Source organism: Amycolatopsis sp. AA4, from assembly GCF_002796545.1.
Lineage (GTDB): Bacteria > Actinomycetota > Actinomycetes > Mycobacteriales > Pseudonocardiaceae > Amycolatopsis.
This window is the reverse complement of record NZ_CP024894.1, coordinates 2163471-2184562: the sequence shown is the minus strand read 5'-3', so window position 1 is coordinate 2184562 and position 21092 is coordinate 2163471. Positions and strand designations below refer to the sequence as shown.

The window sequence follows — 21092 nt, the reverse complement described above, 5'->3', positions numbered from 1 at the left end:
ACAAGGGCTATGCGCGCGCCGACAAGCGCAGGTCAACCCGCTATCCTCGGCCGATGCGCCCGCTTCGGTACTCCATCAACGTGACGCTGGACGGCTGCGTCGACCACCTCGCCGGCATCGCCCCGGACGAGGAGCTGCACCAGCACTCGACCGAGATCATCGCGCGCGCCGACGCTCTTCTTTTCGGCCGGGTGATCTACCAGATGATGGAAGAGGCGTGGCGGCCGTCCGCGGAACCCGTCGACCGGCCGGCCTGGATGGAGTCGTTCGGCCGGACCATCGACGCGGCGAAGAAGTACGTCGTGTCCAGCCGGCTCGAGAGCGTCGACTGGAACGCCGAACTCGTGCGCGGCGATCTGCGGGAAGCGGTGCTGCGGCTCAAAGAGCAGCCCGGCAAGGGCCTGTACACCGGCGGCGTGCAGCTGCCGCTCGCGCTGGCGTCGATGGGACTGATCGACGAGTACGAGTTCGTGGTGCACCCGCGGATCGTGGGACACGGGCCGACGTTGTTCGCCGGCCTGCCGCAGCACCTCGACCTGAAGTTCGTGGACCGGCGCGAGTTCTCCTCCGGAGCGGTCGCGATGCGGTATGTGCCGAAGGATCCTCAGCGAGCCTGAGTCAACACCAGCCCGCTCGTCGGGACGCCGGTTCCCGCCGTGACCACCGCGGTCCCGGCGTTCGAGACCTGATTCGCCGCCGTTCCGCGCAGTTGCCGGACCGCCTCCGCGATGCCGTTCATGCCGTGGATGTACGCCTCGCCGAGCTGGCCGCCGTGCGGGTTGAGCGGCAGCTTCCCGTCGAGCGTGAGCGTGTCGCCCGCGATGAAGTCCTTCGCCTCGCCGCGACCGCAGAAACCCAATTCCTCCAGCTGCATCAGGACGTACGGGGTGAAGTGGTCGTACAGCACCGCGACGTCCACATCGGACGGTCCGATTCCGGACTGCGCCCACAACTGCCGTCCGACCACGCCCATTTCCGGCAACGCGGCGAGATCGTCTCGGTAGTAGCTGGTCATCACGTACTGGTCCGGTCCGCTCCCCTGCGCCGCCGCGGAGACCACCACCGGGGCCTGCCGGAGGTCGCGGGCGCGTTCGAGGCTGGTGATCACGAGCGCGACGCCGCCGTCGCTTTCCTGGCAGCAGTCCAGCAGGTGCAACGGTTCCGCGACCCAGCGCGAGGCCTGGTGTTCCTCCAGCGTGATCGGCCGGCCGTGGAACCAGGCGTTCGGGTTCGTCGCCGCGTGCGCCCGGTCGACGACCGCGATCTTGCCGAAATCCTCGCTGGTGGCCCCGTATTCGTGCAGATATCGCTGCGCGACCATGGCCACCGTCGCGGCCGGGGTCGCGATGCCCATCGGGTAGTGGAACGCGTTGTCCACGCCGGACGTATTCACCTGCTGGGCCGCGGCCACCGACACGCGGCCAAACCGCATTCCAGAGCGCTCGTTGAACGCGCGGTAGGCCACCACGACGTCGGCGATCCCGCTGGCGACCGCCATGGCCGCCTGCTGCACGGTCGCCGCGGCCGCGCCACCGCCGTAATGCACGCGGCTGAAGAACGTCAGCTCCGGGATGCCCAGTTCGCGGGCGAGCGCGATTTCCGCGTTGCCGTCCATGGTGAACGACACCATTCCGTCCACATCGGACGGTTTCAGTCCGGCGTCGGCCAGCGCGTGGCTGACGCACTCGGCCGCCAGCCGCAGCTCGCTGCGTCCGGAGTCCTTGGAGAACTCCGTCGCGCCGATCCCGGCGATCGCGGTGGTCCCGGTGAACGTCATGCGTCCTCCTCCGGCAGCGTCAGCGAAACCGTGCCGGTCACGTGCGCGCCCAGACTGTCCATAGCGGACACTTCGAGTTCGAGGTCGTTGCCGTCGCGGGCGGTGACCTTGCCGGTGAAGGTGAGCGTGTCCCCGGCGTAGCACGGCACGCCGAGCCGGATTTTGATCGAGCGGATGAGCGCCTGCGGACCGGCCCAGTCGCTCACGTACCGCTGCACGAGCCCGGTGTCGGTGAGGATGTTGAGGAAGATGTCCTTCGATCCGCGCGCGACCGCGGCGTCCCGGTCGTGGTGCACGTCCTGGAAATCCCGCGTCGCCAGCGCGGTGCTGATGACGAACGTCGGCGTCGCCTCTATCACCATCGGCGGCAGTTCGGTCCCGACTGCGGCAGTCATCGCGCCACCTTCCACGCGGGCAGGGTCAATTCGTCGTCGACGCGCACGAACGCGGCGGTCACCGGGAGTCCGATGTGGACCTCGTCCGGCTCGGCGTCCAGCAGCTCGGCCATCAAGCGCACGCCTTCCTCCAGCTCCACCAGCGCGACCACGAACGGCAGCCGCTTGCCCGGCACCGCGGGGTGGTGGTGCACGACGAAGCTGTAGACGGTTCCGCGTCCACTTGCGACCACGTAGTCCGGCACCGTGTCGAGCGAGCCGTCCGGCGGCATCGGACCGGGCGGATGCCGCAGCACGTCACCCCAGCGCTGGATGCGCAGCTCGCCCTCGCGCAGACCGTCCCAGAAGAACTTGGTGTCGTGGCTGATCACCGGCCGCAGCACCGGCGACGGCGGCGGTTCCGGTTCGCGCGGGCGGAACTTCAGCACGCGGAACACCATGTCCGCCACTAGTTCCCCGTCGACGTACCAGTTCGTCCGCGTGGTCACGAACCAGCCCTCGCCGAGCCCGGTGCGCTTCGGGCCGGTGACGTCCTCCAGCACGTTCGTGGTCGAAACGTGCTCTCCGGGCCGCAGGTAGCGGTGATAAGTCTGCTCGGAGTTGGTGGCCACAATGGACGTGTACCCGGCGTCGTCCAGCACCTTCAAGATCAAGCCGAGCGGGTCGTCGTCCCCGCGCACGCCGTGCAGCCCCGGCATCGTCCACACCTGCGCCATCGCCGGCGGCGCGACCAGTCCCTTGTGGACACTTGCCTCGGCGAACTCCGCGTCGGTGTACACCGGATTGGCGTCGCCGATCGCCTCGACCCAGTTGTTCACCATCGCCTGATTCACCGGATCGCGCGCGTACCTCGGCGCGCTTTCGCCCTGTGCGGCGATTTTCGCGGCGGCTTCCTCGATCGTCATCGCGGCACCCTCGGCAGTTTCAGTCCGGCGGAGGCGATCAGTTCGCGCTGGATCTCGCTGACGCCCCCGCCGAACGTCAGCACCAGGTTCCGTTTCGCCAGCACGTCGAGCCATTCGGCGAGGTCCGCGGTGTCCGGGTCGGCGAGGTCGCCGTGCCGCCCGACCAGCTCCTCCAGCAGCCTCCCGATCCGCTGGATCCGCTCGGAGGCGAACACCTTCGTCGCCGAGGCGTCGGCGATCTCGACCGACCCGTGCGCCGCGGCCGCCGCGACCTGCCAGTTCAGCAGTTCGTTGACCCGCGCGACCGCGAACGTTTCGGCGAGCACCGCGCGGACGTCCGGAAGGTCGAGCAGCGCCGTGCCGTCCGGGGTCCGGCGCGCCGCCGCCCACGCCCACACGCGGTCGTGCAGGCCGCCGATGCGCCCGGCCGGGCCGAGCATCACGCGCTCGTGGTTGAGCTGGGTGGTGATCAGCCGCCAGCCGCGGTTTTCCTCGCCCACCAGCATGTTCGCCGGCACCCGGACGTCCTCGTAGAACGTCGCGTTGACGTGGTGCGCACCGTCGCAGGTGATGATCGGGGTCCACGAATAGCCGGGGTCTCGGGTGTCCACGATGAGGATCGAGATGCCCTTGTGCTTCGGCGCGTCCGGGTCGGTGCGCACGGCGAGCCAGATGTAGTCCGCGTCGTGGCCGCCGGTGGTGAAGATTTTCTGGCCGTTGATCACGTACTCGTCGCCGTCGCGGACCGCGCGCGTGCGCAGCGCGGCGAGGTCCGTCCCGGCTTCCGGTTCGGTGTACCCGATGGCGAAATGCACTTCCCCGGCCAGGATTTTCGGCAGGAACAGCGCTTTCTGTTCCTCGGTGCCGAAGGCCTGCAACGTCGGCCCGACCGTCTGCAGCGTGACCGACGGAAGCTGCACGTCCGCTCGAGCGGCTTCGTCGACGAAGATGTGCTGCTCGATCTCGCCGAAACCGCCGCCGCCGTACTCTTTGGGCCAGCCGACGCCGAGCTTCCCGTCGCGGCCCATCCGGCGCACGACGTCGCGGTACACCTGGCCGTGCCGCTCGCGCAGCAAGGCCCGACGCTCGTCGGCAGTCAGCAGGCCCGCGAAGTACTCGCGCAGCTGCGCCCGAAGTTCTTGCTGCGCGGCTGTCAGTTCGATGTGCATGCTCATCCCGCCACTCGTTCGCCCAGCCGGCCGAGCCGGTGCGCCGCTCCCCCGACGGCGCGGCCGAGGTCCTTGATCGCCGAGGAGTACCGGTGCAGCGGATACGTGCGGTCGACGCCGACGCCGCCGTGCAAGTGATGACAGATCGCCAGCGCGGACGGCGCTTCCTCGGTCAGCCAGTACGCCGCGATGTCCAGCTCAGTGTCCGCGTCCAGCCCGGACGCCAGCCGCCACACCGCCGACACCGCGGCCAGATGCACGGTGCGGGAAGCGACGTAGACGTCGGCGATTTGCTGTGCCACGGCTTGGAAAGTCGCCAGCGGACGACCGAATTGCGTGCGCTCGCCGACGTGCTGGGCAGTCAACGCCAAGGCTCCGGCGAGCAGTCCGTCGCCGAGCGCGAGCGCTCCTGCCAACGCGTACCGGTGCAGCGTCTGCACCGCGTGCCCGGCGGTGCGGTCACGGAGGAAATCCGCTTCGCTGACCCGCGCGCCGTCGAACCGCACCGTGTATTCGGGCGTCCCGGTCGCGTTGTACGCGGGCAGCACTTCGACCCCGTCCGCCTGCGGGTCCACCAACGCGACGCCGGTCCCGCCCGGCAATGCGATCGGCGTGAGAATCCGCGTGGCCTCCGCGGCATACGGCACGTGCGTCTTGACGCCGGTCACCGACCAGGCCCCGTCCGCCGCCGCACCGCTGGTCCCGGGGAGGGCGGTCAGCGGCGCGGACGGCTCGTGCAAGGCGGCAGTGAGAATGGTCTCCCCGGCCGCCGCGGGCGGCAGGAACTCAGCGCGCTGCGCCGGGGTGCCGAGGGCCTCGATCGGCAGGAGCCCGAGCGCCAGCACGGCGTACGCGGGCACCGCCGCCGCGGCCCTTCCGACCTCGGTGAGCACCGGGGCGACGTGGTCGACGCCGAGCCCGTCCCCCCCGAGGTCGGCGGGCAAGGGCAGCGCGAGCAGGCCCGCGTCGGCCAGCGCTCGCCACTGGTCCGCGGGTTCGTCGGCCTTCCCGAGCACTTGCGCGGCGAGCGAGGTGATCTCGCCCTGCGTATCGTCGGGGGTGAAGTCCACTCCGGTCTCCCTCCACCTAGGTGGAACACGTTCTATTTTTAGCCGGTATGGGCTGGCTCGGCAACCCCCGGGATCCGGGGCCCGAGCGGTGGATCGACCACGAAGCGGAGAGGGGCGGCACGCCGACGTGGGTGCGGAACAAGTTCTCAAATCAGCGCTGGGCGACGTCGGCTGGCAAGCGACCCGCAAGCTCGCGACCATCCCGCCGACCGCGGGCGTGCCCGACCCGAAGCCGCTGTCCCTGCCCGGCCGCGGCCAGACCGTCGTGGTCGACGTCGGCCCCCGGCACGCACCCGCGGTCATCCTGCTGCACTCGGTCGCCTGCACCGGGCTGCTGACCTGGTATCCCGTGCTGAAGCGGCTGTCGGCCAACCACCGGGTGGTGGTGTTCGACCAGCGCTGGCACGGCCAGGGCATCCGCTCGCAAGACTTCACCCTCGACGACTGCGCGGACGACGTCGTGGCGGTCGCGGACGCGCTGGGGATCGGCGAGTTCATGGTCGCGGGCTACTCGATGGGCGGCATGGTCGGCCAGCTGACCGCCCACCGGTACCCGGACCGCGTCACCGGCCTGGTCCTGTGCTCGACGGCGAGCAACTTCCGCCGCGGCCTCCGGCAACGCGTCGCGCTCGACGTGTTCGGCCGCACCCTGCACCTGCTGCGCGACCAGGCCCGCATCGGCCTGGTCCCCGGCGAACCGCGCCGCGAACGCCTCGCCCGGCTGGAGGACCACCGGTGGGCGCTGGAGGAATTCCGCTCGACGAGCCCGTGGGCGATCGCGGTCGCGCTGGACGAGATCGGCCGCTTCGATTCGACCCCGTGGCTGCACACCCTCACCCTGCCCGCCGCGGTCGTGGTGACCTCGCGGGACGGGTTCATCGCACCGGCGCACCAACGAAGCCTGGCGCGGCGGATTCCCGGGGCGGCTGCGTATGAGATTCCAGCCGGGCATACCGCGTGCGTCTTCGCGGCGGACCAGTTCGTGGCGGCGTTGATGGCGGCGTGCACGTCGGTGCAGGCGGCGATCGGCGGGCTGGAGCGGGCGGCGGAGATCGCGGATTCGGCCTAGGGCTGGGTTCTCGTGAGTGCGGAAGCCGGTTCTAACCGGCTGTCTGAGTTCAGGACATCGTGAACAGGTGATGTTTCAGGACATCGTGGACACTGACCGGCCTGTCGGTCTGGTCGCCACGGCTGCTGTGGTGATCATGCGGCGATGGGCAGAGCAGGGTTTTCGATGGATCCTGAGTTCGTCGCCGCGGTCGCTGGCGCCGCCGCGGGCGAAGACGTCAACATCGCGCGGTTCTGCCGCGAGCACGGTGTGTCCCGGACGGTGTTCCACAAGTACCTGAACCGGTTCCGGGCCGAGGGCGCCGACGGGTTCACCCGCCGCAGCACCGCCCCGCACCGCCGCCCGACCGCGCTCGGGACGGAGGTGGCGGAGGCGGTGCTGCGTGCCCGCAAGGAACTCGCCGACGAAGGGCTCGACAACGGGCCGATCTCGATCCGCTGGCGGCTGGAAGCCCAGGGCGCCGCTGCGGTGCCGTCGCAGTCGGCGGTCTACCGGATCCTGCGCGCCCACGGGCAGATCGTCCCGCAGCCGCGCAAGAAACCCCGGACGCGGCGCCGGTTCGAATACGCCGACCCCAACGGCTGCTGGCAGATCGACGGCATGGAGCACCACCTGGCCGACGGGACGAAGGTCTGCATCATCCAGATCCTCGACGACCACTCCCGCCTCGACGTCGGCGCCTACGCGGCGACCGGCGAGACCACCGCCGCCACCTGGGCCGCCCTGCAACACGCCTTCGCCGGACACGGCCTGCCCGTGGCGCTGCTGTCGGACAACGGGCTCGCCTTCTCGGGCAAACACCGCGGCCGCATGGTCGAACTCGAACGCCGCCTCGCCGCCCTCGGGATAACCGCGATCGCCGCCGCCCCGCACCACCCGCAAACCTGCGGCAAGAACGAACGCAGCCATCAGACCCTGCAGAAATGGCTCGCCGCCCGACCGGCCGCCGGCACACTCGCCCAGCTGCAGGAACTGCTCGACGAATACCGGACGATCTACAACCACCGCCGCCACCAAAGCCTCAACGGCGACACGCCCCGGCAGCGCTACGACGCCCGGCCCAAAGCCGTCCCCGCCACCGGGCCGCGCCGGCCCAGCGGCCTCGCCACCCGGCCCGTCTCGGCCACCGGCGTCATCGCGTTCTCCGGATGCTCCATCGTCCTGGGACGCCGATGGGCCGGACACACCGCCAGCGTCTACTGGCAAGGCGACCGCGTCACCGTCATGATCAACGACACGATCGCCCGCCAGCTCACCCTGGACCGATCAGTACGCTACCAACGCCTCGCCAACCAAAAACTGCCCACAAAGTCCTGAAACACATCTGTTCACGAAGTCCTGAAACATGGCAGCCGGTTCTAACCGGCATCAGCACTCACGAGTACGTCGACACCAGATCCGCCGGGCGAAGCTCCAGCCGGTACGGCACTTCCAGCCGCACGACGTCGTCTCCGGTCGCCTCGCCGTCCAGCACGTACTCGCCCTCGGCCAGGCGGAAGCAGCTCAGCGTCGGCTCGTCCGGCTCGATCACCCAGTAGTACGGGCATCCCGCGAGTGCGAGCCGGGCCGGTTTCAGGAACCGGTCGATGTGCCTGCTCGACGGCGACACCACCTCGACCGCCAGCACCGGGACGCCGACCAGGGCGCGTTCGGTGAAGGTTTCGCGCCGCCCGATCACGACGTCCGGGATCATCACGGTGAACTCGTCGAGCACCACGTCCACCGGCGCGGGGAGGACCTCGCAGTCGGCAGGGCACACCGGGGTGAGCGCGGCGAGGAGGCGCGCGACCACCCGCTGGTGCAGCGGACGCGGGGACGGGCTCACCAGAAGCGTCCCGTCCACCAGCTCGTACCGGCGGCGTTCATCCGAGATCGTCTCCAGGTCCCGACGCGTGAGACGGTCGCCGTGCGCGAACATCGGGACTGTCATCATGCTGCCCCCGCAGGCGGGCCGACCGGAAACGACTCGGCCAGGGTAGTCGGGCACGCGCGGCAGCGCGAACCGTCCCGCGACCGGCGCCGGACCCGGCTAGCCCATTCGCCGCGCGGCGCGTTCGCCGAATCGCTCACCATGCGTCACCGAAACGCGGGGATACCGCCCCGGTCAGCCCAGCCGTGCCCAGCGAACAGGTTCTTTCCCGGGAACGGGACAATTTATTCCGATCGCAATTCCGCGTCCAGTAAACGGCCATCACGGGATCACCCACTCGTTGCCCGGCCTCGGAAAACCCGCTGTGGCACATCTCGGAAGGAAACCCTATCATCGGCCGTGCCCGCGTCCCGTGAATGGGTAATTCAACGGGATTTCACCATTTCGCACGCCATTCGCGCTCCGTGATTAACCGGCCGTACCGCCGCGCGGCCTACGCTGATCGGACGTCCTGGAATTCCGTCCTTCGGTGGTGGTCATGCCTGCCCCCAGCCGTCCGGCGTCCCTCTTCCGCCTCGACGGCTCCGCGGCGGAATCCGACCTGCTGACCCCGCTGTCGGCCGACCAGATCACCGCCGACCGCCCGGTCGACCTGCCCGGCACGCGCGCCCGGCTCGTCGCGGGCGCGTTCCGCACCGAGGCCCCGCACTGGCTGCCGCACGCCGAAGCCCTCGGCGGCGGCCCGCTCGACCTGCCCTCGACGCTGCCGTTCGCCGTCCTGCTCGTGCCGCGCCCGCCGTGGACCTACGCGGTCACCTGGGGCGCGGGACATCTCGTGCTCAACGACGAACACGTCGAGCAGGGTTTCGGGCTGCGCTTCGGAATCCGCCGGCTCGACCCGTTCGACCTCGGCCTCGTCGCGAGCGCCGCGCTGGACGTTTCCGCGCGCGCCACGCAAATCTCGATCCCGGGCGGCGGCGAACTGTCCGCGTTCCGGCTCGAACCGTACGGCGACCTCGTGCACCGGCTCGCCGGTTCGGCGGATCTCACCGACCTCACCTACGGCCGGGTGACCGGCAAGCGCTACCGCATCCGCGTCGGCACCTCGCTCTGGGCGCCGCTGGCGAAGGATCCCGAAGCGTTCCTGGCCGATCTCGACGCTGTCGGGGCCGTCGTCGACGAGCCGGACGCGGATTCCGCACTGCGGTTCATCGCCCAGACCCGCCCGATGGACCGCCACCACCCGCTCGTGCCCGAACTCGAACGGCAACTCGCCGAAGCGCTCGGCGGCAGCGACGCGCTCGGCCTGGCCTGGCCGTCCAGCGCCGCGAACGACGCGGAGAACGCCGGTTCGTTCCGCATCACCGGCCTCGGCCCCGGCGGCCCGATCCACGTCCCCGGCCGCCTGGAACTGGACCACCTGACCACGCGCCTCTCCGGAATCCCCGTGGAGCGGCGGCTGAAAGCCCTGCGCGCGGGCCGCATCACGACGTGCGCCGACGAGGCCGGCGCGGAACCCACCGGAGCGCCGCTGCCCGCCGCGCGCTGGCTGGTGTTCGAGACGACCGTCGAGCACACCCGGTACGTCTTCCATCAGTCGCGCTGGTACCGGATCGGCGAGACATACGTGGCGCAGATGCGGGATCAGGTGCGCGATGTGCTGGCGCGCAAGCAGATTTGGCCGGACGTCACATGGAAACCGAGCGGGCAGCCCGACGACGAGCATCGGTACTGCCAGCAGGTGGCCGCGCTCGCACCGGGATATCTGTGCCTGGACAAGGATTTCGCGAGCACTCCCCTGCATCCGCGGTTCGAACTGTGCGATTTGCTGGGACCCGAGGACGAGCTGATCCACGTCAAATGGCTGGGCCGGGCGACGGCGGCCAGCCACCTCTACACCCAGGCGCTCGTGTCTGCCGAAGCTTTGCACGACGAGCCGGAAGCGTTGGCGCAGCTGGCCGACAAAGTGTCCACATTGGACCCCGGCCGGACGCTGGGCGGCGCACCGGACACTGTCGTGCTCGCTGCCGCCGGGCGGGCGTGGGAAGTCGACGAGTTGTTCACGCTCTCGCAGGTCGCCTTGCTGCGACTGGACCGGGCGGTGCGGAGCTTGCGGGCGACGTTGAAGGTCGCCGACATCCCTTACACGGCGAAGAAGAAGCGTCGACACGGAGGGTGACCCAAGGTGCGGAATCGGGGACAATAGACCTCCGGAAGAGGGGGCCCGATGTCTGAAACGCCTGAAAGCACCGGCGGCACACCGTCCGGCGGCGATCCCAAGCACATCAAGGAGTGGCTCGGCGTGGCGACCGCGGTGCTCGCCCTGCTGGCCTGGTTCGGGATCCACAACTGGGACGAGCTGAAAGCCTGGTTCGATCGCCATTCCGCGCATCCGCAGACGACCGCGCAGTCCGCCTCGCCGCAGCCTGCCTCCGTGCGGTCGACCCCCACCCGGACCGCCCCCGTGCAAGACCCCGGCTGCGGGCAGGCCACGAGCGTGATGCGGGAGAGGAAGACGAGTCTCGACGCGAATCCGTCCGGCCCGGCCGATCCCGGGTCCGCGGCCGCCGAGTTCCGCGGTTGCGCCGCCGAGTTCGCCAGCGCGGCCGACGAAGCGGGCACCGGCCGGGCGCGCACCGAGATCCGGATCGTGGCCAGCGACCTCCGCCTCATCGCGAGCGGCTTCGAGAACCGCGATTTCCAGGGCGTCAAAGCACTGGCGGACAAGATGGACGCCGACTGCCGGGCCGTGACGCTGGAGTGCTCGTAGCGCCCGGCGATCAGACCGGCGCGGCCTTGCTCAACTCGTCCATCGCCTCCGGCAGCGCGTCCGCCAGCGGCCACAGATCCTTCACCAATTCCTTGGCCCCCAGCAACCCGACGCCGATCTTGCCGTCGTTCGACAGCACCGTGATGTTGAGCCCCGCCCCGTGAAAGACCGGCCCCAATGGGTACAGCCCGGTGATCCGCGCGCCCAGCAAATACAACGGCATCGGCGGACCGGGCACGTTCGAGATGATCAGGTTGTGCACCACCGGATGCCGTTCGGCCAGCCGCAGCGCCGAATACGCGCGCACGCCCAGCCCGAACACCGTCGCCGGGGAGAACTGGGCCCAGTCGGCGAGCATGTCGGCGTCGATGTCGTAATGGTGGTCCTTCGCGCGGCGGTTCGCCTCGGCCAGGAAGAACACGCGCGCCGCCGGGTCGGACAGATGCGTTGGCAGCGAAGCGAAAAAGGCGGACACCCGGTTGCTGCCGCGATCGCGTTCCGTGCGTTCGTGCACGGACACCGGCACCGTCGCCACCAGCGGGTCTCCCGGCAGTTCGCCGCGGCCGAGCAGGAATTGCCGCAGCGCACCGGAAACCAGCGCCAGCACCACGTCGTTCACGGTGACGCCGAAAGCGTCCTTCACCTGCTTCACCGCGTCGAGGTCCAGCTGCGCGAAGGCGACCGAACGGTGCCCGGTGATGGTGCCGTTCAGCGAGGTCCGCGGCGCGGTGAACGGCACTGGCATTCCCTTGCCGCGCAACGCTTTTCCGAGCCAGCGCGGGACCAGTTCCAGCAGCTCCGGCAGCAACCGGGCGATCTCGAACGGGCGGTGCAGCAGCGAATCGGCGCTCTCGCGCAGCAGCCGCAGCCGGGTGGGGAGACCGTCGTTGTGGCGCTCGCCTGCGGGCAGTTCCGGCAGCGGCGCGTCGGGTTCGAGACCGGCTAGGTAGCCGATCAGGCTGGCCCCGCCGACGCCGTCGACGCTCGCGTGGTGCATTTTCAGCAGCACCGCCAGCCGCCCGTCCGAAAGACCCTCGATCACGTAGCACTGCCACAGCGGATGCGCGCGGTCGAGCCGCTGCCCGGCGATGTGCGCGCACATCTCGGCGAGTTCGCGGTCGTCGCCCGGGGCGGGCAGGCCGATCCGGTGCACGTGGTTGTCGAGGTCGAAATCCTCGTCCTCGACCCACACCGGATGGTTCAGGTTCCACAGCGGATTGTGGAGTTTGCGGCGGAACGCCGGGATCACCGCGACGCGTTCGGCGAGGCGGCGCTTGAACTCCCCGAAGGTGTAGCCGCCGGGCATGGTCGAGCCGTCGAGGGTGAGCAGGCCGCAGACGTGCAGGACCTGCGAGGGCGTCTCCAGGTAGAGGAAGCTCGCGTCCAGCCCGCTCAGTCGCTGCATGTCTGCCAGGGTAAGGCAGAACCCTGGCCGCGGCGCTCGGCGGAGGTAGCATCGGGCAGGTGAAACCGGACTTCGTGACCCGCCGCGCGGCGCAGCTCGGTCTCGCCGCACTCGCCGTGGCACCGCCGAAACCGCGGTCGACCTCGATCCCGGTGTTCTTCGCCGGCTGGCTCACCGGCGAACTCGCGCCGCACCTGCTCGCGCTCACCGCGGCCGACACCGTGCAGCACCTCGCGCGCCACGGGGTGCGCCGCCCCAGCGACCGCGTCGGACTGGCGTTGGCCGGGCTGTCCGCAGCCGGTTTCGCGTCGCTGATCGGGACCTCGCTGAAGGCGCGCCTCGAGGTCGAGGCCGCGCTGGTCGAGGCGCTCGGCGAGGACTACAAGGACCACCTGGAGAGCCCCTCGGACTTCTCGACGCCGTGGGGCCGCCTGCTGATGCCGTTCCGGATGCACGAGCCGGACGTCGTGCGCGACCGGAACGTCGCGTACGCCCCCGGTGGCAAACGTTTCCTGCTGGACGTCTACCGCCCGCGCGAGACGGTCCGCGACGCACCGGTGCTGCTGCAGATCCACGGCGGCGCGTGGACGATCGGCAACAAGGAACAGCAAGGCCTGCCGCTGATGCGCCACCTCGCCCGCCGCGGCTGGGTCTGCGTCGCGATCAACTACCCGCTCTCCCCCGCGTCGCGCTGGCCCGCGCACATCGTGGCGGCCAAACAAGCGCTCGCCTGGATCCGCGAACACATCGCCGAGTACGGCGGAGACCCCCGGTTCGTCGCGGTGACCGGCGGTTCGGCGGGCGGGCACCTGGCCGCGCTGCTCGCGCTGAGCCAGAACGACCCGGCACTGCAACCCGGGTTCGAGGAGGCGGACACGAGCGTGCAGGCCTGCGTGCCGCACTACGGCGTGTACGACATCGCCGCCTCGACCGGCGAGGCGGAAAGTCGGTACCGGCTGGAAAGCCTGATGGCGCGCCGGGTGTTCGCCCCGGAGCACCGCCTGGACGACTACCTCGCCGCGTCCCCGATGGACCGGGTCTCCGAGGACGCCCCGCCGTTCTTCGTGATCCACGGCAAGCACGATTCGCTCGTGCCGGTCGCGGAAGCGCGGGAGTTCGTCGCGCGGTTGCGGGCTAAGTCCGCCCATCCGGTGGCGTATGCCGAACTTGCCGGGGCGCAGCACGCGTTCGACGTGTTCCCGTCAATCCGCAGCACGCACGTGGTTCGGGGTGTCGAACACTTCCTCGACTGGGCCTACGCTCAGGCGTTCACGCCGGTCAACGAGAAGAACTCCTGACGCGACCGGGCGTCCTCCCGAAGCGTCCCCATCAGCGTGGACGTCACCGTCGACGAGCCGGTCGCCTGTACGCCGCGCAGGGTCATGCAGGTGTGTTCGGCCTCGATCACCACGCCGACGCCCTTCGGGGTCAGCTGGTCGCCGAGCCAGCCCGCGATCTGCTTCGTCAGCCGTTCCTGCACCTGCGGGCGGCACGCGAAGTGCTCGACGACGCGCGCCAGCTTCGAGAGTCCGAGGATCCGCTCGCCCGGCAGGTACCCGACGTGCGCGACCCCGATGAACGGCAGCAGGTGGTGTTCGCAGACCGACCGGACCGGGATGTCGCGGGCCAGCACCAGTTCGTCGTAGCCCTCGTCGTTGGGGAACGTGGTCAGGTCGAACGAGCGCGGCGTGAACAGCTCGGCGTACGCGCGGGCCATCCGGCCGGGCGTGCCGCGCAGGCTCTCCGAGTCGAGGCTGATGCCGAGGGCGCGCAGGAAATCCCCCGCCGCGTTCTCGGCCGCGGCCAGGTCGAAGCCGGGGACTGGCTCGTGGACGACGCGGAGGGCGGTTCCGGACGACTGCATGGGCGATCCTCGGGCTTCGGGGCTGGCAGGACAGGGTTTCGCCGATAAATCTTTGTCTTATTGCCCGGTGGAGTCAATGTGACCAGGTGAACAAGCCAGGTGGCGGGTTCGGGGAACCTCGCTGGGCGTTATCGTGGGTGTGTGACGAGTGACCTGGCGACCATCCGCGCGGTAGCGGCGCTGGACGAGGACCTGCGCCGGGGCATGTACGCCTTCATCCGCGACGCCGGCCGCCCGGTGACGCGCGAGGAGGCGGCCGCCGCGGTCGGCATCTCGCGCAAGCTGGCCGCGTTCCACCTGGACAAACTCGTGACGGCCGGCCTCCTGCGCGCCCGCTACGAGACAGTCGGCGGCGTCCGGAAGGTGGGCCGCGCCCCGAAGGTCTACGAACCCGCCCCCACCGACTTCGCGATCACCATCCCGCCCCGGCAGCCGGACGTCCTGGCCGCGATCCTGGTCGACGCGGTCGCCTCGGCGGCCCCTGGCGAACCGGCCCGCGACGCCGCCCTCCGCGAAGCCGGACGGCACGGGTCCGCGGCTGGCGCCGCCGAACGCGAACGCTCCCGACCAGGCCGTTTGGGCACCGAACGCGGGCTGACCCTGACGAGCACGGTCCTGGCCCGGCACGGTTTCGAACCCAACCGCGAGACGCCGGTGTGCCTGCGGCTGCGCAACTGCCCGTTCCAGCCGCTGGCAGGCCGCGCGCCGGACCTGGTGTGCGGCATGACGGACCGGTTCCTGAACGGGGTCGTGGAAGGCCTCCAGGTCCCGGGCGTGACGACGGCCCGGGTCGCCCCGCGCGACGGCGGGTGTTGCGTGGAACTTCGCGGGACGGAGTCGACCGGCAGCTGACTCGGCGCGCGGACTACCCGGAACCGAGTCAACCGGCCGCCTTCAGCCTGCGGGCCAGGTAAGCGGGGATGTCCTCCAGCTTCACGTGAGCTTCGAAAACACCCCGGACGTCTTCGAAGGCGGCCGTCGAGAGATCCGCCGCGACGAACGCGTCGAATTCAGCGTCGTCGATGGCGAACGAGAGGAACCAGTTCCAACCGGACGTCGGAGCCGACTCCGGGTGCAGCTCCACGACGACAGTCCGCGCCGGAACGCGGGTTTCCAGGTCGGCTTTCCAAGCGCGGCAAAGATCGAGCAGGAACGGGCGCTGCCGGGCCCATCGGTCAGCGGCAGAGCGCGGGGTCTGTCTTGCCACGTGCGCAAAGCTAGCCGAACGAGACCGCGCGCAGGACTCGCTCCACATGTGCGGCAGGCCAGTCCTCCGGGAACGGCCGGGTGCGCAGCAGCCAGCGATGGAAAACCGGGCCCAGCAACAGTTCCGCGCCGTCGTCCGGGCAGGCGATCTCGGCGCGGGCCAAGCGGTCGGCGAGCGCGCGCAACTGCGGGCCCAGCAGGCGGTCCAGGACCTCGGCGCCGATGGCCGGATCGGTCTGCAGTTCGGCGGTCACCGCGCGGAGCAGGCGGTCGGTCGCCGGATCGGTCAGTTCGGCGATCATGCCGCGCACCAAGGTTTCCAGGTCAGCGCGCAGGTCGCCGGTGTCGGGGATGGCGACTTCGCCGGTTGCGTCGAGGCTCTGCTCCAGCAGCGCGTCGAGCAGCACCGCGGCGGGCGACGACCACGTGCGGTACAGCGTTTGCTTTCCGGCGCCCGCGCGGGCCGCGATGCCCTCCATGGTCAGGCCGCCGAAACCGGACTCGGCGGCGAGGGAGAGCACCGCGGCGTGCACGCGGGCTCGGGTGCTGGCGCGCGCCACGTCAGATCTCCGCGTCGGCGAAACGCTTGTCCTTGCGGTAATCCGTCAGCCGTCCGGACAGCGCGGTCGCGACCATCGCCGGGGCGTCGGCACCGGTCAGGACGCGCAACCGCTGGTCGGCGGGGTCGTTCACGTGCTGCAGGATCTCCGCGGCGATCTCCGCGGGCGGGGTGCCGCCGCCGGTGCCGGTGGTCGGCCACGGGACGGTCGTCGTGCCGAACATCCGCTCGCGCAGTCCGTCGTACGCCGGGTCCGGGGCGGCGAACCGCATGCTGCCGGTCGCCCATTCGGTGTCCATCCCGCCCGGTTCGACGATGCTCACCCGCACGCCGAACTCCGCGACCTCCTGCGCGATCGCCTCGCTCATCCCTTCCAGCCCCCATTTGCTCGCGCTGTACAGCCCGAATCCGGGCACCGAACCGGCGCCGCCGACCGACGAAATCTGCACGACGTGGCCCGACCGCTGCTCCCGCAGCACGGGCAGCGCCGCCTGCGTCAGCCACAACGCGCCCAGCAGGTTCGTCTCCAGGATGTCCCGCGCTTCGTCCTCGCCCACCTCCTCGGCCATGCCGACCAGTCCGTAACCGGCGTTGTTCACCACCACGTCCAGCCGTCCGAACTCGGCCACTGCCCGCCGCACGGTTTCCCGCGCGGCGGCCCGGTTTCGCACGTCGAGCACGTGCTCGACGACGTTCCGGTGTTCCGGCGCGCTCCCCGGCGTCCGGACGGTCGCCAGCACGCGATCGCCCGCTTCCGCCGCGGCAAGCGCCAGCGCACGGCCGAGGCCGCGGCTCGTTCCGGTGATCACCCAGGTTCTCGTCATGACGCCCACGCTAGCACGAAACGAGACGGTCCGTCTCGTTTCGCTGGGCGTCAGCGTTTCAGCCCTCCGCGGGGTAGGCGAGATCGACCGGCTGCTCGGCTGGCGGTCCGTCCGGCCACCACTGCCCCGCGACCCGCACGAACCGGTACCACCGGCGGTCCCTTCCATAGCGCAACTGCACCGGCCCGGCTGTCACCCGGTTGCGCCATACCTTCACCTCCCCCGCCAATTCCGCGAGTTCCGCGCGCGCCGCCGCCAACGGGCCGGGCCCGGGATTCCACACGTCCCGCAGCGCCGCCAGCCCGCTGCGGCCCGCTTCCCGCCACGCCTGCGCGGACACGATCAGCTCCGACGGCGCGACCTCGGCGGCGGCCGCCAGCCCGAAGACGTCCGCACCCGGCCGGGCCGCGCGACGGGCCAGGTCCTCGGCGAAAGTCAAGTCCGCCAACGCATCTCGGGTGTGCAGCAGCTCGAGCGCGAGCGACGCGGCGTCGGCGGCCAGCGCGGCGAGGCCGGCCGACGTCAGGCCGGAGCGGGCGGGCGGGTCGAGGTCGAGCACGGCGGGCGGACCGGCTTCTCCGGGAATGGCGGGCAACGGCGGCAGCGGCGCGATCCGGCGCGAGTAGGCTTTTTTCGGCGTCAGGCCGACTTCCGGAGGGCGAGCCTGGCGAGCGCTCGGAGTCCGCAATTCGCGCAGTTGAGCCAAAACCTCGTCCCGGCCTCGGCCGCGCAGGGTGAACAGCACGAACGGATCGGCATCGACCTCGTCGGCGACCAGGTAGTAGACCGCGGCCACGTGTTTGCACGGATTCGCGCTGTCCGGACAGGAACACCGCGGCCGCAGATCGCCGGGTCCGGGCAGCAAATCGGCCCCGGCCTCGCGCGCCTGGACGGCCAGTTCCTCCGGCAACTCTCCGTCGAGTAAGGCGGCGGCATGCCCGAGGCGGCGACCCGCGACGTCGAGCAGCTTGTCCCATTCCGACTCGCTGAACACACGCATCCGGATCGCGACGCGGTACGGGTCCGGGCGGCTTCCCCGTACCCACGCGGTGATCTCGCCCGCGCCGATCTCCAGCTGGTCCACGACGCCCTTGCGCGCGTACGTCCGCCCGCGCGGCAACCGGTTCGGGTCCAGTTTGGCGCGCTGCTCCAGCGCTTCCACCCACGCCCGGCCCCACCACCGGCTCCCGAACGTCCGCCGCGGCGGCATCATCCGCTCCCGAGCCGGACCAGGTCGGCGAGCTGGTCGTCGGACAGTTCGGTGATCCAGTCCTCGCCCGCGCCCACGACCGCGTCGGCCAGCCCGCGCTTGGTTTCCAGCACCGCGGCGATCCGTTCCTCCAGCGTGCCTTCGGCGATCAGCCGGTGCACCTGCACCGGCCGGTCCTGCCCGATCCGGTACGCGCGGTCGGTGGCCTGGTCCTCCACCGCCGGGTTCCACCACCGGTCGTAGTGGATCACGTGCGTGGCCTGAGTGAGGTTGAGCCCGACGCCGCCCGCCTTGAGCGACAGCAGGAACACCGGCACCTCGCCGGACTGGAAGGCGGCCACCATCTCGTCGCGCTGCTTCGGGCCGACCTCGCCGGACAGCAGCGCGGTCGGCAGCCCGCGTTCGGCGAGCCGCCGCTCCAGCAACCGGCACAGCCGCACGTACTGGCTGAACACCAGCACGCTCTCGCCCTCGTCGAGGATGACGTCCAGCAGTTCCTCGAACGCGGCGAGCTTGCCGGACCGTCCGCTCAGCACCCCGGCGCTTTCCTTGAGGTAGTGCGCCGGGTGATTGCAGATCTGCTTGAGTTCGGTGAGCAGCTTCAGCACCTGCCCGCGCCGCTGCACCCCTTGCGCCTCCCGGATCTGCGCGAGGTTCTCCCGGACGACCGCCTCGTACAGCGTGGTCTGCTCGGCGGTGAGCGGGACGTACCGGTCGGTCTCGGTTTTCCGCGGCAGCTCCGGCGCGATGTCCGGGTCGGTTTTGCGGCGGCGCAACAGGAACGGCCGGACCGTCGCGGCGAGCCTTCCGGTGACCGTCTCGTCCCGGTCCCGTTCGATCGGCCGCGCGACGGTGCGCCGGAACTTCTCCAGCGGGCCGAGCAGCCCCGGCGTGGTCCAGTCGAGCAGCGACCACAGTTCGGTGAGCCGGTTCTCCACCGGCGTTCCGGTGAGCGCCACGCGCGCCGCCGCGGGCACCTGCCGCAGTTCCTTCGCCGTGGCGGACAACGGGTTCTTGACGTGCTGCGCCTCGTCCGCGGCGACCATGCCCCAGTCCACTTCGGACAGCAGCTCCCGGTCGCGGCGCAGCACCCCGTACGTGGCGAGCACGACCTCGTCCGGCGCGAGATCGTCGAGATGCCGTCCGCCGCCGTGGAATCGCCGCACCGGCACATCCGGCGCGAACTTGCCGAACTCGCGTTCCCAGTTGCCCAGCAACGACGTCGGGCACAGCACGAGCGTCGGCCCCGCGGCCTGCGCGCGCCGGTGCAGATGCAGAGCGATGAGCTGGATTGTCTTGCCCAGCCCCATATCGTCGGCGAGACAGGCACCGAGACCGAGTTCGGTCATCGCGATCAGCCAGCCCAGCCCGGCTCGTTGATACGGCCGCAGCGTGGCGGTGAGCCCCGCCGGTTCCTCGACCGGCGCGGGCTCCCGTTCCCGCAGGCGTTCGGCGAGCCCGGCCAACGCCGGTTGCGGGGCGAACTCGACGCGTTCGCCGTCGACCTCCAGTTCGCCAGTGAGCGCCGCGGCCAGCGCTTCGGCCCCGGTGAGCCGCGACCGGCGGGCCCGCATCCGCGCCAGCAGAGCGGGATCGAGCTTCACCCACTGCCCGCGCAACCGGACCAGCGGACGTTTGGCTTCGGCGAGCGCCGCGACTTCCTCGTCGGTGAGTTCGCTGCCGCCGAGACTGAGCCGCCAGCGGAACTCCAGCAGTCCGTTGAGCGGAAACGCGGGACCGGATTCGCTCGCCGGAGCCTGCGTGACGCTCGCCTTCGCCCGCACTTCCCCGGCGAAAAGATCCTTGGGCCACAGGACTTCGATGCCCGCGCCGCCCAGGTCGCGCGCGCCGGTGCCGAGCAGGTCGACCACCTCGTCGTCGGACAGCGGCAGCGTGGTGGGCGCCGGTTCGGACAGGATCCGGCCCAGCGGCGGCCACGCGCGCGCACCCCGCCGCAGGCCGAGCAGAAGCTGCGTTTCCACCTGGTCGCCGAGCCGGTGCAGAACCGCCTCGGGCGCGTCCCACAGCGTGGCCGCGTCGACCACCAGACTCGGTTCGAGGGTGGAACGGACGGCCAGTGCTCCGGAGAATTCCTCGTCGGTCGCTTCGATCCGCAACAGCAGTTGCGCGCCGTCCGGGCTACGGGCTTCCAGTTCGGTGAGCCAGGCCGCGCCGTCCGGGTCCAGCAGCGTCGGCTGCGCTTCCGCGAACGCCGCCCCGCCGGATCCGACTGCCGCTGCCGGACTGCGCACGAGCACGTCCGCCGCTGCGTCCCAGACCGCGCGGACCAGTGATTCCGGTGAGTGCAGGCGGATTCGTTTCACGCCGGACAGCGGCAGCGCGTGTGCTTCGGGCGGCAGCGCGGCCGCTAGTCCGCGCAGGAGTTCTTCGTCTGCTGCGTCCAGGGGGCCTACCCGCCAGGTGGCCAGTCCGCTCGGAGTGGAGGCTGGGCGCAATCGTCCGCGTGCCACGGAGGTTCACTCCGGCGTTGACCACTGCCGACCATGCTGTCAGCGACGGGCTCGTTTCGTCCGGTACTGCGAGGAGGCGCGGGAGTGCTTTCGCGAGCGGGACGAGTCGGGCGACCACCTCGGTGCGGGCGAATTTTCCGCCGCCGGGCAGGACTAGCTGGATCGGGGTGTCTCCCTCGATCTCGTCGCCCCATAGCGCCAGGGTTCCCTCGCGCGGGGGGTCGGAGGGGAGGTAGGTGGCTTGGGTGGTCTGGTCGAACTCCACCTTCGCACGGTAACTGGTGGGTCTGACAGTTTTGCTGTTCGGCCTGGTGGGCGCTGCTCGTCGCCTGGCGGCGACATTGCTGCGCCTTGGTTGCGTGGGGCACCCCGAAGTTTGATTGTGCTGACGGTCTGGGGGTGCTTGTCAAGGCGGGAAAGATGCCTTGACAAGCACCCCCAGACCGCAGGGCGGCTTCGTATCGGGGTTGGGGGAGGGCTGGGTGCCACGCTGCTTGAGTGCACCGGCGGCGGTTTTTACGCGGCTTA

General features: G+C 70.5%; 19 protein-coding genes and 1 pseudogene. 7 read left to right on the top strand and 13 right to left on the bottom strand.

Features of this window, described 5'->3' with window-relative positions:
- Window positions 1-53 precede the first annotated feature (53 nt).
- Entirely contained in the window at window positions 54-617 is a 564-nt protein-coding gene (locus tag CU254_RS10410) for a dihydrofolate reductase family protein (RefSeq protein ID WP_037713217.1), read from the top strand.
- Here the strand turns inward: CU254_RS10410 and CU254_RS10405 are convergent.
- The 5 genes from CU254_RS10405 to CU254_RS10385 are packed head-to-tail and all read right to left on the bottom strand — an operon-like array spanning window position 605 to window position 5316.
- Window positions 605-1777, bottom strand: coding sequence for a lipid-transfer protein (locus CU254_RS10405; protein WP_009075377.1), 1173 nt, complete (start codon window positions 1775-1777; stop codon window positions 605-607). The two genes, CU254_RS10410 and CU254_RS10405, sit on opposite strands and share 13 nt — an antisense overlap.
- Complete coding sequence (locus tag CU254_RS10400; protein WP_037713215.1) at window positions 1774-2172, bottom strand: MaoC family dehydratase; 399 nt, start codon at window positions 2170-2172, stop codon at window positions 1774-1776. Before CU254_RS10400 ends, CU254_RS10405 begins: the two co-directional genes overlap by 4 nt.
- Window positions 2169-3077 (bottom strand): bifunctional MaoC family dehydratase N-terminal/OB-fold nucleic acid binding domain-containing protein, encoded by a 909-nt coding sequence (locus tag CU254_RS10395; RefSeq protein WP_009075373.1) that lies wholly within the window; start codon window positions 3075-3077, stop codon window positions 2169-2171. The genes CU254_RS10400 and CU254_RS10395 overlap by 4 nt, the downstream gene beginning before the upstream one ends.
- Complete coding sequence (locus CU254_RS10390) at window positions 3074-4246, bottom strand: acyl-CoA dehydrogenase family protein (protein ID WP_037713213.1); 1173 nt, start codon at window positions 4244-4246, stop codon at window positions 3074-3076. The genes CU254_RS10395 and CU254_RS10390 overlap by 4 nt, the downstream gene beginning before the upstream one ends.
- A 2-nt stretch (window positions 4247-4248) precedes the next feature.
- Window positions 4249-5316: an acyl-CoA dehydrogenase family protein gene (locus tag CU254_RS10385; RefSeq protein WP_009075369.1), complete on the bottom strand. Its 1068-nt coding sequence runs from the start codon at window positions 5314-5316 to the stop codon at window positions 4249-4251.
- 127 nt (window positions 5317-5443) lie between these two features.
- Here CU254_RS10385 and CU254_RS10380 point away from each other — a divergent pair, with 127 nt between their 5' ends.
- Window positions 5444-6385: an alpha/beta fold hydrolase gene (locus tag CU254_RS10380; protein ID WP_009075367.1), complete on the top strand. Its 942-nt coding sequence runs from the start codon at window positions 5444-5446 to the stop codon at window positions 6383-6385.
- Between the two features lie 165 nt (window positions 6386-6550).
- Window positions 6551-7702 carry an IS481 family transposase gene (locus CU254_RS10375; protein WP_037713211.1) on the top strand — a complete coding sequence of 384 codons (1152 nt, stop codon included), beginning with the start codon at window positions 6551-6553 and terminating at the stop codon, window positions 7700-7702.
- A gap of 58 nt (window positions 7703-7760) precedes the next feature.
- Here CU254_RS10375 and CU254_RS10370 read toward each other — a convergent pair whose 3' ends face one another.
- Entirely contained in the window at window positions 7761-8303 is a 543-nt protein-coding gene (locus CU254_RS10370; protein WP_037713205.1) for a Uma2 family endonuclease, read from the bottom strand.
- Window positions 8304-8793: 490 nt separating this feature from the next.
- Here CU254_RS10370 and CU254_RS10365 point away from each other — a divergent pair, with 490 nt between their 5' ends.
- Window positions 8794-10434 (top strand): TIGR04141 family sporadically distributed protein, encoded by a 1641-nt coding sequence (locus CU254_RS10365; protein WP_037716875.1) that lies wholly within the window; start codon window positions 8794-8796, stop codon window positions 10432-10434.
- 48 nt (window positions 10435-10482) lie between these two features.
- Complete coding sequence (locus CU254_RS10360; RefSeq protein ID WP_009075358.1) at window positions 10483-11025, top strand: hypothetical protein; 543 nt, start codon at window positions 10483-10485, stop codon at window positions 11023-11025.
- Window positions 11026-11035: 10 nt separating this feature from the next.
- Here CU254_RS10360 and CU254_RS10355 read toward each other — a convergent pair whose 3' ends face one another.
- The gene (locus CU254_RS10355; RefSeq protein ID WP_009075356.1) at window positions 11036-12430 is read right to left on the bottom strand and encodes a wax ester/triacylglycerol synthase family O-acyltransferase; all 1395 of its coding nucleotides are present in this window, start codon (window positions 12428-12430) and stop codon (window positions 11036-11038) included.
- A gap of 59 nt (window positions 12431-12489) precedes the next feature.
- On the opposite strand from CU254_RS10355, the gene CU254_RS10350 reads away from it, so the two are divergent.
- The gene (locus tag CU254_RS10350; RefSeq protein WP_037713203.1) at window positions 12490-13728 is read left to right on the top strand and encodes an alpha/beta hydrolase; all 1239 of its coding nucleotides are present in this window, start codon (window positions 12490-12492) and stop codon (window positions 13726-13728) included.
- Here CU254_RS10350 and folE read toward each other — a convergent pair.
- Complete coding sequence (folE, locus tag CU254_RS10345) at window positions 13692-14294, bottom strand: GTP cyclohydrolase I FolE (protein WP_009075352.1); 603 nt, start codon at window positions 14292-14294, stop codon at window positions 13692-13694. The two genes, CU254_RS10350 and folE, sit on opposite strands and share 37 nt — an antisense overlap.
- Before the next feature lie 141 nt (window positions 14295-14435).
- On the opposite strand from folE, the gene CU254_RS10340 reads away from it, so the two are divergent.
- Window positions 14436-15146, top strand: a complete 711-nt coding sequence (locus CU254_RS10340) for a metalloregulator ArsR/SmtB family transcription factor (protein WP_037713201.1) — start codon at window positions 14436-14438, stop codon at window positions 15144-15146.
- 28 nt (window positions 15147-15174) lie between these two features.
- On the opposite strand, the gene CU254_RS42940 is transcribed toward CU254_RS10340, so the two are convergent.
- The 5 genes and pseudogenes from CU254_RS42940 to CU254_RS10315 form a co-directional block, all read right to left on the bottom strand.
- The gene (locus CU254_RS42940) at window positions 15175-15501 is read right to left on the bottom strand and encodes a hypothetical protein (protein ID WP_009075348.1); all 327 of its coding nucleotides are present in this window, start codon (window positions 15499-15501) and stop codon (window positions 15175-15177) included.
- A gap of 10 nt (window positions 15502-15511) precedes the next feature.
- The gene (locus CU254_RS10330; protein WP_009075345.1) at window positions 15512-16060 is read right to left on the bottom strand and encodes a TetR/AcrR family transcriptional regulator; all 549 of its coding nucleotides are present in this window, start codon (window positions 16058-16060) and stop codon (window positions 15512-15514) included.
- Window position 16061: 1 nt separating this feature from the next.
- Window positions 16062-16883, bottom strand: coding sequence for an SDR family NAD(P)-dependent oxidoreductase (locus CU254_RS10325; protein WP_009075343.1), 822 nt, complete (start codon window positions 16881-16883; stop codon window positions 16062-16064).
- Window positions 16884-16941: 58 nt separating this feature from the next.
- The gene (locus tag CU254_RS10320; RefSeq protein WP_009075342.1) at window positions 16942-18093 is read right to left on the bottom strand and encodes an SWIM zinc finger family protein; all 1152 of its coding nucleotides are present in this window, start codon (window positions 18091-18093) and stop codon (window positions 16942-16944) included.
- Window positions 18093-20829: pseudogene (locus CU254_RS10315) on the bottom strand (DEAD/DEAH box helicase). Before CU254_RS10315 ends, CU254_RS10320 begins: the two are co-directional and overlap by 1 nt.
- Window positions 20830-21092: the final 263 nt, after the last annotated feature.